Origin of the sequence: Paenibacillus sp. FSL P2-0121, from assembly GCF_037975345.1 — a bacterium.
GTDB classification, from domain to species: Bacteria; Bacillota; Bacilli; order Paenibacillales; family Paenibacillaceae; genus Paenibacillus_AQ; species Paenibacillus_AQ odorifer.
On the sequence record NZ_CP150245.1, the window covers coordinates 6112191 to 6124309 of the forward strand.

13 protein-coding genes are annotated in these 12119 nt (G+C 45.0%); 4 read left to right on the forward strand and 9 right to left on the reverse strand.

Features of this window, described 5'->3' with window-relative positions:
* Nucleotides 1-135: 135 nt before the first annotated feature.
* Nucleotides 136-942 (reverse strand): alpha/beta hydrolase, encoded by an 807-nt coding sequence (locus tag MKY54_RS26930; protein WP_076128663.1) that lies wholly within the window; start codon nucleotides 940-942, stop codon nucleotides 136-138.
* Between the two features lie 108 nt (nucleotides 943-1050).
* Nucleotides 1051-1575, reverse strand: a complete 525-nt coding sequence (gene yyaC, locus MKY54_RS26935) for a spore protease YyaC (protein WP_248549634.1) — start codon at nucleotides 1573-1575, stop codon at nucleotides 1051-1053.
* A 143-nt stretch (nucleotides 1576-1718) separates the two neighbouring features.
* Here yyaC and MKY54_RS26940 point away from each other — a divergent pair, with 143 nt between their 5' ends.
* A complete protein-coding gene (locus MKY54_RS26940; RefSeq protein ID WP_036680203.1) occupies nucleotides 1719-1943 on the forward strand; it encodes a DUF1128 domain-containing protein in 225 nt (74 codons plus the stop codon).
* 131 nt (nucleotides 1944-2074) lie between these two features.
* Here the strand turns inward: MKY54_RS26940 and MKY54_RS26945 are convergent, their stop codons facing one another.
* The 4 genes from MKY54_RS26945 to MKY54_RS26960 form a co-directional block, all read right to left on the reverse strand.
* The gene (locus MKY54_RS26945) at nucleotides 2075-3079 is read right to left on the reverse strand and encodes an asparaginase (RefSeq protein ID WP_076185432.1); all 1005 of its coding nucleotides are present in this window, start codon (nucleotides 3077-3079) and stop codon (nucleotides 2075-2077) included.
* Between the two features lie 307 nt (nucleotides 3080-3386).
* A complete protein-coding gene (locus tag MKY54_RS26950; RefSeq protein ID WP_076128667.1) occupies nucleotides 3387-4223 on the reverse strand; it encodes a sugar ABC transporter permease in 837 nt (278 codons plus the stop codon).
* On the reverse strand, nucleotides 4220-5527 hold the full coding sequence (locus MKY54_RS26955; protein ID WP_076128669.1) for a sugar ABC transporter permease: 1308 nt from the start codon (nucleotides 5525-5527) through the stop codon (nucleotides 4220-4222). The genes MKY54_RS26950 and MKY54_RS26955 overlap by 4 nt, the downstream gene beginning before the upstream one ends.
* A gap of 18 nt (nucleotides 5528-5545) precedes the next feature.
* Nucleotides 5546-6895 carry a maltose ABC transporter substrate-binding protein gene (locus MKY54_RS26960; protein ID WP_339188527.1) on the reverse strand — a complete coding sequence of 450 codons (1350 nt, stop codon included), beginning with the start codon at nucleotides 6893-6895 and terminating at the stop codon, nucleotides 5546-5548.
* Between the two features lie 446 nt (nucleotides 6896-7341).
* On the opposite strand from MKY54_RS26960, the gene MKY54_RS26965 reads away from it, so the two are divergent.
* The 3 genes from MKY54_RS26965 to MKY54_RS26975 all read left to right on the forward strand — a co-directional run bounded on the left by MKY54_RS26965 (nucleotide 7342) and on the right by MKY54_RS26975 (nucleotide 10339).
* Nucleotides 7342-9108: a glycoside hydrolase family 13 protein gene (locus MKY54_RS26965; protein WP_305953968.1), complete on the forward strand. Its 1767-nt coding sequence runs from the start codon at nucleotides 7342-7344 to the stop codon at nucleotides 9106-9108.
* Nucleotides 9109-9360: 252 nt separating this feature from the next.
* Nucleotides 9361-9858 carry a YtxH domain-containing protein gene (locus MKY54_RS26970; protein ID WP_076128671.1) on the forward strand — a complete coding sequence of 166 codons (498 nt, stop codon included), beginning with the start codon at nucleotides 9361-9363 and terminating at the stop codon, nucleotides 9856-9858.
* A gap of 148 nt (nucleotides 9859-10006) precedes the next feature.
* Nucleotides 10007-10339 carry a DUF5665 domain-containing protein gene (locus tag MKY54_RS26975; RefSeq protein ID WP_036680215.1) on the forward strand — a complete coding sequence of 111 codons (333 nt, stop codon included), beginning with the start codon at nucleotides 10007-10009 and terminating at the stop codon, nucleotides 10337-10339.
* 189 nt (nucleotides 10340-10528) lie between these two features.
* Here MKY54_RS26975 and MKY54_RS26980 read toward each other — a convergent pair whose 3' ends face one another.
* From MKY54_RS26980 to MKY54_RS26990, 3 genes are read right to left on the reverse strand one after another with little or no spacing between them, the layout of a single operon-like run.
* Nucleotides 10529-11299 carry a sigma-70 family RNA polymerase sigma factor gene (locus MKY54_RS26980; RefSeq protein WP_076128673.1) on the reverse strand — a complete coding sequence of 257 codons (771 nt, stop codon included), beginning with the start codon at nucleotides 11297-11299 and terminating at the stop codon, nucleotides 10529-10531.
* Nucleotides 11296-11751: an anti-sigma B factor RsbW gene (gene rsbW / locus MKY54_RS26985; protein ID WP_036680217.1), complete on the reverse strand. Its 456-nt coding sequence runs from the start codon at nucleotides 11749-11751 to the stop codon at nucleotides 11296-11298. The genes MKY54_RS26980 and rsbW overlap by 4 nt, the downstream gene beginning before the upstream one ends.
* An 18-nt stretch (nucleotides 11752-11769) precedes the next feature.
* Nucleotides 11770-12108 carry an STAS domain-containing protein gene (locus MKY54_RS26990; RefSeq protein WP_076128675.1) on the reverse strand — a complete coding sequence of 113 codons (339 nt, stop codon included), beginning with the start codon at nucleotides 12106-12108 and terminating at the stop codon, nucleotides 11770-11772.
* Nucleotides 12109-12119 lie beyond the last annotated feature (11 nt).

The following is a 12119-nucleotide window of genomic DNA, read 5'->3' on the forward strand; positions in this document are numbered from 1 at the left end:
TATTCTATTGATTTATCTTAAACCATTGCCGAATTCTATGCCAGTTAAGGAGAATACCAGATCATTAGATAGCCCTTAAAAAAAGAGGCAGCACACGCCATAATGGCGCCGTGCTGCCTCTTTGTAGATGATTTTTTATACGCGGCTATTGTCTAAAACGGAAGCCTGAACAAAATCCTTTATGATCTCGGCTAATCGTTCAGGAGCTTCAAAAAGACTCATGTGGCCTGCACCCGATATCGTTGCTTGCGTTATATTCGGTTTATCCGCAGTAAAGGTTCGTTCAGCAGGAATCAATCCATCCTGCTCGCCAGCAACAAGCAATACCGGCAACGTAGTGGCCGTAATTACATCCCGTCGATCTGGACGCTCACGCATCGCCAGTGCAGCTCCTGCCGCTCCTTGTGGAGGCGTTTTGTAGCCGATTTCTTTAGCGCGCTCCAGCAGCTGTGGAGATGCAGAAGCGGTTGCTTCAGCAAACAATCCTGGTACGAAGCTGTCTACGAAAGGAGTAATCCCTTCATTTTGAATCGCGCTGACACTCTTCAGTCGTTTTTCCTTAGCTTCTTCACTATCTGGATAAGCAGTAGAATGAATTAATCCAAAGCCTTTCAATCGAGAAGCATAACGCTGAGCAAACGATAGCGTAATATATCCGCCAAGCGAATGACCAAGCATGATGCATTCAGCAATCTCCAGCGAATCTAACAGACCCAGAACATCATCTGCCATTTGTTCAATACTATAAGGTCCTAATGGAGCTTCCGAAGCTCCGTGACCACGTAAATCGGGAGCAATCACTCGGTAGCCGCTGCTTAAGACAGGAATGACTTGTTCCCAATATTCAGCGCTTCCACAAAAGCCATGCAGCAATACAATAACTTCGCCTTTCCCCTGATCACTGTAGCATATATTGCTTCCGTCACAACGAACTCTTTCCATGGCTGCTTCCCTCTTTCTAGAATACTAAGATAATGTGTCTAATATCTATTATTAAGCAAAACAGCCCGCCTTGAAACGGACAACTTATTTTTAAGTGCCCAATGGGTACTACTGGAGTCCGAATCCTTTTGCTGCCGCTATAGCGATATGTTCTGCCATAACCATCACTCTATGCAGTGGAGTGGTCTGCAACGTTCTATAGGGTTTCGGGCCATTCATATCTACAACGGCCGCCAAACTATAGTGACCTACGGCTGGAAGATTTGCCCCCACCGATTGTGCAGGCTGTAGTGGCTCACTCGAAACGAAGTAATATCCAAGCGCGATCGGAGGACCCAGACAAGCATCTACCGCAACTACAATATGCCCGGAGGGAATCTCAGCCACTCTGGCCACCAAGTTATCTGCATCGCAAGGAGACGGCAACGTACCGATTACATGTCGGAAGCCATGTTCCACAAGTTTGCTGCCCGTCAGCGGACCGAGTGCATCTCCTGTAGACCGATCTGTTCCAATGCACAGGAACGTGACTTCCTCGGCGGAATGCAGAGCAGCTATTTCCATGAAAAAGGACACTAATCCAGCATCGTCCATTTTAATGCGTTTTCCGCTTCCCTGTTCTCTGATTGCCAATACATTTCCTCCCTTCGATGATATTTTTGATCTCATGCCTTTAATTTAACATGATTTCAGTGAACCCGACAAAAAAATGGTGGTCAAGCTGCCAAACATGGTAAAATACATGAATCAGTATACAGAGAGGATGTTTTAACCTAATGGATTTAACAAAGCCTAGTCAGGAAAATGTTGAGTATATGATCGAGGCTATCAAGAACAAATTAAAAATGGCCAGTGCCGCGGCGATGCAAGCCTCCGCTTTTTCAGTAGATCATTATGAAGATATCTATGATGTTTATGAGGTAGCCATGGGCAGTGACAGACTGAGTATTTCTCAGGTGGAAGCACTCGTCTCCGAACTCGGCCGTCTACGTCATAAATAATAGTTCTCCCTATTACAAGAAGAACCGATGTTGCCGTCCTTTAAAGATGACCACCGCTTCTCGTAGAAAAAAGCCCTTCGCTGCGTATCCAGAAGATGGATTCGTAGTCGAAGGGCTCTTTTTATATGATCCTACTTTATGAAATTAAGCTTGAACTCGGTATCCGCATGGCCTACTCGTGTACCCCCGTCATTGTAAATCACGCCTGAAAATGCATTGCGCAGCTTTTCCAAGGTATTTTTCTGACTATAACCAATTTGATTTAAAATTCCCTGTACAATAAGTCCCCACTCTTCTTCCGACCCATCCAGAATCTTGAAGGCAATCCCCAGTCGCTCACGGCGTAAGCCGAAGCAATACACACCCTTAAATCCACCCTTAGCAATAATATTATCATCTTCCAAAAGAATAGAATCAAGGCGACCAGATCCAGAAACCATCTCCGGATAAGCATTCATTGCCGTTGTAATAGTAGTAACCGCTTTGCGAGTAGCTTCATCTGCAATCAAATCCGGATTGGCTAATTTCAAATAGGCCGTCGCCAAGGCGGTCAGAGGCAGAGCAAACACCGGCAGCCCGCATCCGTCCGTACCTAAACCGATACTGTCTGGGGCCACACCGGCCATATAAGCAATGGTGGAGATAATCTCACGCTGCACCGTTTGCTCCGGCTGTGAGTATTCTTCAAGCGGCAAACCTTTGAGCTTACTGTAAGATAAGATACCCATGTGCTTGCCCGCACAGTTATGATAGAACTTTCTTTTGCCCGCACCACGAATGGCGTTCTCCCTGCTGGAATAATCCAGTGGGTAACTCGTTGCACAGATCATTTGTTGCTCATCGATGCCAATCTTGGAGGATATGCTCTCTAGCGCAGCTACATGGTAGCTCTCTCCCCGATGAGAGGCGGTCATCAGGGCAACCTCTGCGGGTGTAAAGCCGTAATGCTCCACAATCCCCCCACGTACGCCTGGAATAGCCTGAAGGGGTTTAGCAGCTGAACGGGTGAACGATACAAATTCCGGATCACCTGCATACCCCTTTAAATTTCCGTTCTCTCCTACGATGGCAATATGCCCACTATGGACACATTCCAGCAAATCCGCCCGATACTCTCGTACTAATACGGTTTCCATGATTTCTCTCCTCTTTTAACTAGATGCTCTATAACTCACAAGGACTTATTAGTATTCACATTTAATAAATGCTAGAAAATAACCCCGTGCTCCGGGATTTTTCAGTACTCTACAAACTCCCTTAAGTGTTGGTTCCATGAGGAATTCTACTCCTATTTTCATTATTCTTCAATCCTGTCCCCACCAAGAAGATTTTAGAAACCGGATAAAATATAAAAAACCGCTTCCTTCTCAGAACCTTGATCTCTGAGTAGAAAGCGGTTTTTATGGAATTCAGCGTAGCCTCACAAGGGTAGCGCAGTTCGTCTTATCCTTTGCTTGCACCTGCGGTCAGGCCATCCACCAAGAAACGCTGTAGGAAAATGAACAGCAGCGTGACTGGGAGAGCGACCAATACCGCTCCGGCAGCGAACAACGTAAACTCGGTTGAGTTACTTTGGTTCACCATCCGGTAAAGCCCAACGGCGAGCGTTCTTGTATCCTCCGTGCGCAATACAAGGTCGGCGAATATAAAATCCACAAAGCAGCCGTTGAAAATCATAAGGCTGGCATAGGTGAGCATCGGCTTAGATAACGGGATCATGATAGAAAGAAATACTTTCATATGACTCGCCCCATCCATTCGCGCAGCATCTTCCAAGCTTTTAGGAATCGTATCAAAAAAACCTTTAGCCACAAAAACATTCGTGATAATAGCACCGCTGCTGTACACGAGCACAAGTGCCCAATGAGAATTCAGTAGCCCAAGTGTGTTCAGCAGCACGTAAACTGCTATCATAGCCATAAATCCCGGAAACATCTGCAGAACTAGGAGCGTGGTTAGTGTAGTTTTTCTGCCCGTAAATCGATAACGAGAAATGGCGTACGAAGTCAGCAGCAGCAAAAAGGTGCCGAGCAGCGTAGACAACGCCGCAATCTTTAGCGTATTCATGAACCATAACAAATATTTAGTTTGCTCAAACAGTTCCTTGTAATGAACAAAGGTGAAATTCTTAGGAATCAATGAGTCACTGAACAAACTGTTTCCTGTTTTGAAAGAAGACATAATAATCCAGAAAGCTGGGAAAAGACTAATAAAACTGAGCACAATCAGCAATAAATGGCTTCCAAACGTTTTTAACGCTTCCGTCAGTCTTAGCTTCATGCAATCATATCCTCCTCTTTAAAGGATCGCGTCCGCCGGTAGCTCCAGATGGAGAATGTCGCGACCATCAGGAAGATGACAATCCCGATGACAGAAGCAAAGCTGTACTGTGACTGGTTCAGCGCCAGTTTATAAAGCCAAGTCACCAGCAGGTCAGTGTGGCCCGCGTACTGGTAGTTAGGATTAACCGGTTCTCCGTTAGTCATTAGATAAATGACATTAAAGCTGTTAATGTTGCCGGCAAACTGCATAATCAGGATAGGTGCGGTTGCGAACAATACCATGGGCAGCGTAATCATGCGGAATTTATAAAATGACCCAGCACCGTCTACTTCTGCCGCTTCATACATATCCTTCGGAATTGTTGTCAGCACCCCAAAGGCCAGAATCATGGTCACCGGAATGCCGATCCACATATTAGCCAGGATTACAGTGACCTTAGCCCAGAAAGGATTGGTTAGCCAGGCCACACCCTCCAGTCCCAAGGCTCTTAAATAACTATTGATCGGTCCGAATTGATTATTGAACATATTGCGCATGACGAGCAGAGAAATCATATTGGGAATAGCGAAAGGAACGATCAGAAGTGTGCGCCAAAGCTTTTTGCAGCGGACACGGGGCTGGTGAATAAGTACTGCAATAAGCACACCTCCAATGTAAGTCGTCGCAGTAGCAATAACCGCCCAGATCAAGGTCCAAGTCAGCACTCCACCAAAGGTGGAACTCCAGACATCCAGACTAAGCATTTTATTAAAATTACCGAAACCCACCCAGTCTACTAGATGTGCTGGCGGTAAAATCGGGTCGGCATAGTTCGTAAACGCCAGTAGCACCGAAAAAACAAGTGGTAATATCGTCAGAAAAACCACGGCCACAAAGGGAATCGCGAGGACAAGATAGGCAAAATTCCTCCGCCCCATAGCTCTGAGCGATTCAGCGAATGAATGAATGGGCTCTTTCCGGTCCCGTGCAGCTCCAACTAGGAATGCATCTCTGATGTTCAGTAAATGAAAAGCTGTATAAAAGAGCAGCGCCAGCAATGCCATTAGACCATTGATCATCATAAAAATGGAGTGGTCGCCTTCCACCATCCGGGTTAATTTGCCTACCTTGACCATACGGCTTGGAAATTCACCAAGCGTAATTAAGCCATGCAAATGTCCCATCAGATCATGAGCAATATAGTAGATTCCAGCAGACCCCACCAGCAGGAATACCAATCCTTTCAGCCACTGCCGGTTGTAGAACTGGCCCAGTCCCGGAATAATAGCCGAGAGTAGCGCTGCGCCTGTTTTCTTCCTCATGGTTAAATCACCTGCCCTTTACTTCGACTCCAGATCGGCCTGAATCGTGGTTACAGTCTGATCCAGCGTCTGTTTAACATCAAGATTTGAGTCGTTCCACAGGGACACAAACGCTGCTTTTAGGGGTTCCCAGACCGATTTAATTTCTGAAACGGAAGGCATTGGAACGGAATTTTGGAATTGCTCGAAGAATCCGCCAATAATAGGGTCATCTTTGATTTCCGGCGCTTCTCCAGCCTCTATACTCGCAGGAATCGCTCCCGTCATCTCAAAATTCTTAAGCTGATTCTCCTTATTGCTTGCAAAATGTGCGAACAAACGGCCTGCGACCGGATATTCCGTATATGAGTTGACATAATACGATTTGACCCCGGAGAAAGAAAGACTGTCTTGACCGTCAGGTCCCTTTGGAAGAGGCGCCACACCCAGGTTAACATTTTCCTTAAACGCCGCTATGGACCACGGCCCGTCGATATTCATCGCCAGCTTACCTTCTTGGAACAACTGTGTTTTCACGTCATAAGTGATATCTCCTGCATTCAAAGGCAGAATTTTTTTGAGGCTCTGCAGAAACGTAAACCCTTTGATAGTGCCTTCATTGTTCAATCCAATATCCTTGAAATTCGTATTGTTGTCTCCGTAAATATATCCGCCGAAGCTGCCAATAAACGGATAGCTGTAATATCCGACGAATTCCCACATGATTGCAAATTTGTTTTCCTTCGGATTGTTATACGTATCTGCAAAAGCAATCACATCATCCCACGTTTTAGGAGCATCAGGAATCAGGTCCTTGTTGTAGAACAGCGCATAGGTTTCTACCGATTTAGGATAACCGTAAAGAATGCCATCATAAGACGATGCCTGAACGGCTGTTGCCACCATCGTTGATTTGGTTTCTTCCTCAAAAACATCATTTGGCAAAAGCAGCCCTGCTTTTACGGCTTGCCCGATCTGGTCATGGGGCAGAGTCAACACATCTGCAGCAAGTTTAGACGGACCATCCGTCGCCAGTCTTGCGCCTTGATCACCACCTGCCATTTCCTCAACTGTGACGGGAACATCATATTCTTTTTCGAAATCAGCAGCAATCTGCTTCATGTACTCAAGCTGCTCCTTGGCTTCCCAGACCATCAGTTTGGCCCCTGCTTCTGGTTTCATTTCCTCATCGGTGGTATTCTCTCCGGAAGTATTTGTCTCATTTGTGGTTCCCCCCGGCTCGTTCACTGCGGAATTCGGACTCGAATTCGGCTTTGATGCGGAGTTCCCATTGCCTGAACCGCATGCGGTGACCGTCAAAGTTAACAGCAGGCATAGGACTAAACTAAATGTTACCGCTTGCATTTTGGAACGTTTACTCTTCTTCATTTGCTCATCTCCCCTTCGTTCATGAGTGATTAAACCTAACCCGCATTGAAAAAAAGCATATAAAAAAGGTACAACCTCATTTGCACAAAGTGCCGAGGTTGTACCTTTCCAGGTAACAGTGCCTTTAATTTGAATGCGTGTTATGAAAAATCAAGTTCGTTCGCCCTCATTCTATAATATCCATAATTTTGATTGCAATCAGAGTATAAGTCCAAAAAAGACGGTTTAACAAAGTTTATCTTTTCTTTTCTTTTATTTTCTCTTTATCCCTACCACATACTAAAAATTCCATATTGTAAATTCTTGTGAAATAACCTCTTGCTTTGCTCTTGAGGGTTATGGTAAGATGCAGACAAATTTAAAGGCAATGAAACCGCCAAGGGTTCAACCTCTGAAAATCATGAGGTTGGCCCTTTTTTGCGTTTACATGCCCGAAGGGATGGAAAATGAGTATGATTCAACCGGAAGCCGTTTATCACCGTATGGGACAAAATTGGTCATATGCCTACGATGAGTCTACACTTCATATTCGCATAAGAACTAAGCGGGACAACGTATCACAGATCGATCTTTTCTGTGGAGATAAATTTGGCTGGGACAAAACGCATGAGGTCATTCCAATGCAGCGCCTCGCTTCTGACGGCTTGTTCGATTACTGGCAAGCCTCCGTCCGTCCCGTTTACCGCAGACTCGCGTATTACTTTGCGCTTTATGACAAAGACGAAGTTCTTTATTTTTTGGAAAAAGGTTTTTATCCAGAGCCACCTGCTGTGGTATATGAGGGCTTGTTCGACTTTCCATTTTTGAATCGTGAAGATGTGCACTCCCCTCCATCGTGGGTGAAAGATGCAGTATTTTATCAAATATTCCCGGAGCGTTTCGCGAATGGGGATCCCACCAATGATCCGACAGATGTATTGGAATGGGGCGGCACGCCGAGTCCTCGGAATTTCTTCGGAGGGGACTTACAGGGTGTACTAGATCATTTGGATTATCTCTGTGAATTGGGCATCAATGCTATATATTTTAATCCTTTATTTGCGGCAACCACCAATCATAAATACGATACAAAAGATTATTATTTGGTCGATCCTCATTTTGGCACCAATACATTGCTGAAAGAGCTTGTGGACTCCTGTCACTCCAAAGGCATCCGTGTCATCCTGGACGGTGTCTTTAATCATTGCGGTCATACCTTCCCGCCATTTGTTGATCTGCTCGCGAACGGGCAATCTTCACGTTATGCGGATTGGTTCCATGTACGCGAGTGGCCGCCACAGGTCATCGACGGAATTCCCACCTATGACACCTTTGCATTTGAGCCTATCATGCCTAAGTTCAACACTGAGAATCCTGAAGTCATAGAATATCTACTGAATGCAGGCCGCTATTGGATCGAGGAAATCGGTATAGACGGCTGGCGGCTTGATGTCGCAAATGAAGTCTCCCATTCGTTCTGGCGGCAATTCTGCAGTACGATCAAAAGCATTAATCCAGAAGCCTATCTCGTAGGAGAAATCATGCATGATTCCTTGCCGTGGCTGCTTGGCGATCAATTTGACGCCGTTATGAATTACCCGCTAACGAATATTCAAATTAATTTTTTCGCTCACGGACAGATCAATGCTGCACAATTCTCTCAGTCGGTTGCTACTATGCTAGCGAATTATCCGCAGCAAATTACGGAAGCCGCCTTTAATCTGCTAGACAGCCATGATACAGTTCGTTTCCTGACACTTTGTGGCGGTGACATCAGGAAGTTAAAGCTGGCCGTTTTGTTCCAGATGACCTTTCAAGGAGCACCCTGTGTTTATTATGGCGATGAAATCGGCATGGATGGCGGATACGATCCGGACAACCGAAAATGTATGGAGTGGGACTCCCAGAAACAGAATCAAGAATTGTTCGAATACTATCGCTGGACGATCAGCCTTCGTAAATCTCATCCCGCATTCCGGAGCAGTGGATTTAAAGCGCTGGAGATTCCGGGTTATCCAAAGCTGCTTGTATATGAGCGGTGGGACAAACAAAGCCGGTTCATAATCGTATTGAACAATGAAGATGTTATGGCCGAAGTCATCATTCCTGTAACCGGAGCAGACACGATATGGGTAAATCTAAAGACGCAGAAGCGGACTGAAACCTCCACATCCCAGCTGCATCTGAATCTGCCTGAATTCGGCTATGCGGTACTCCAAGCCGTTAATGATTAATCCGTAACATTATAAATTCAATCGTGGAAGGATGGAGACATATGCTGCATATCACAGCCTGTCTTCGCCTTCTTTTTGCGCATAAACAAATGTTGATAAAGCCTTAAAAACGCGGTTTATATGACCTAAAGCCCTCTAGGTTACCGTATCCTCCCTTAAACTCCCGTAATCTCTCCCTTGCTCTTCAACTGTTTCAGCCCATACGCCAAAGTTTATATACGAAGTAAGATAAATTATAAGGAGTGATTGGTGATGAGTAACGTAGAACATGAAGTAGAGAACGGAAGCAGCTTATTAAAAGGTATCTTTATTGGTAGCTTAATTGGTGCCGCAGCAGCCCTGCTATTTGCACCAAAGCCTGGTCGTGAAATGCGCAGTGATCTGTCAGATAAACTTTCTCAAGCTACAGACAAGACCAAAGAAGTTGCTGGTGCCGTAACTGACAAAACCAAAGCTATTGCGACAACAGTTGGCGAAAAAGCAACCGATTTGGCTAGTACGGTGTCAGATAAAGCTTCTGATATCTATACCACTGTCAGTGACAGCAAACAACAAATTGCCGCCACTCTTCAAGAGGCTGGAAGTAAAATTGGTGACACTGTAAGTGAAGCCTCAAGCAATGTAAGCTCGGATGTTAAAGACGCCTCTAAAGACGTAGCTGATGAAGCTAAAGCATCCTCTAAAGAGGTTGCCAATCAGGCTAAGGATGCGAAAGAGGATGTAAAATCCTCCTATAAATCCAATTACTAATCTGCGGCATCATACAGCTATCACTTTAACAAACAACAGCCAGCTGACCGCAGCTGGCTGTTGTTTAGTTACACCTTTATTCACATCAGCAGATACAACTAGACATTTAATTAATGCCCGTTCGGGCTATAGAAAGCAGGGATGGCGCATGGCAGATTCAAATAACCAAACAAAACCTTATGAAATTGATGAACATCCTTTCGAGTTGCGACATGAAGTGAAACGCTTAAACAGTCGTCTTGATAAGATCGCTCACTCACTGGAAAAATCAGAATTCAAAGACATTCTCGACAACTATTCAGATCCGAAAAAAAGAATCATCACAAACCTGATGGCCGGTATATCTCGGGGACTTGGACTATCTCTCGGAACATTTGTAGTCCTTGGTTTATTAGGCTACATTCTTAGTCTTTTTCTTAATGTTCCAGTAATCGGAGAGTATCTTGGCGAAATTAAAAAATACATTGATGCTAATAGCTAACCGCAAGACTATCAATCTATTCCCCAACTATCGACCGCTTCCCCCGCTTGTCCGTCTAATCCTCTAGGTTGGACGGACAAGCGGGGGAATAAGTCTACAACAGTATACAAATAAAGGACATGCGGGTCTCCAGTCAGCGGAGAGAGGCATGTCCTTATCGTCGAAAATGTATATTACCCATACAGGAACTCAATAGGAAGAGTTGGCCATAATCTGCTTTAACTTCTCAGTGGCCCGCTTCTGTATGCGTGAAACGCTCATCTGTGATACCCCCAGCTTCTGGGCGATCGCCCGCTGGGATTGTCCATCTTGGAACGCTAACAGCAGCACCTGCTGCTCCTGTTCCTTCAATTGACCTAGTGCTTGTTGCAAATCCATACGTTTCTCTACGGTCTCGTAATCATTTGCGTCAGAGCTGATCAGCTCGCCTAGTGTGGCTCCTGTCTCCTCTTGAGAAAGGGGCGAGTCTAGGGAGACGTAATGATAACATTCTCTGCCCGCCAGTACTTCTACAGTTTCTTCAACAGACAAATCAAGATAATGAGCAATCTCATCCACCGCAGGCGAACGTTCCAGCTTCACTGTTAGTTCGTCAATCGCGTGTTGAACAAGTGCTCCCTTTTCTTTAATCCGTCTAGGTACCTGTATGTACCAAGATTTATCACGTAGGAAATTCTTCATATGTCCAATCATGCTTTTCATCGCATAGGGCTCAAAAGGGATTCCAAGGCTAATATCATATTGCTGTAATAACCGGATGAGCGCCATTTGCCCGACCTGATATAAATCCTCATACAAGTCGGGGCGGTTGCGAGAAATTTTTCCAGCAGCCATTTTTACCATAGGCTCATATTTCTTAATCAGCACTGTTGCGCGTTCATTATCCTTAGTCTGCTGATATTCCCAAATTTGGGTGACTGCTTCATTCATGGACTCGGGGGGAGTCACCTTATCACTCATACCTTTTCCTCGCTAAAGTTAAGGTGCTTCTTCAAAGTTACTACCGTCCCTCTTCCGGCCTCACTTACGACGCTCACGTCATCCATCAACGCTTGCATTAAGTAGAACCCTAAACCGCCGACCTGAACGTCACTTAACTCTTTATCATGCAGTGTCATACGCTCACTGGACGAGTCTTCCAAACCGTCAAAGCTCTCCCCCTCGTCTTTGACTGTAATGGATAGGGCACTTTCACCCACCTCAAAGATTACATCAACCATTCCGTCTTGTTGTCCATAGGCGTACAATACTGAGTTGTTACACGCCTCTGATACAGCTACCTTCATATCTTCAATATCTTCGTAGGTGAAGCCCATTTTTGAAGCAATACCATATAAATTCAACCTAACAATATCCACATACTCTGCGCTAGCCGGCAGCTGAAGAATTACTTTTTGCACATCATCACTCATTCTTTGTTCTATCCTTTCCTAGTGGGAATTCTCTTGGGAGGCAAAAAACTTGGTAATACCAGTCATGTCAAACAGCTTCTGAATTTGGGGAGGAACATCCTCAACCATAAACTTAACGTCCATACCTTGTCTTGATTTCAGGATCGAAAGTAGAATACCAATACCCGTGCTATCGATGTATTTTAATTCTTTAAGATTTATTACTAAATCATGCTTCGTATCACCTACAAGCGGCTCCATTACCAAACGGAAATCGGAAGCGACGGATAGATCAAGTTCACCATTCAGGAAAACCGTACATACACTTTCTTTTGTCTCTGTCTTAGCGTGAAACTTATTACTTTTATGCGTGTTCATAGACGATCTCT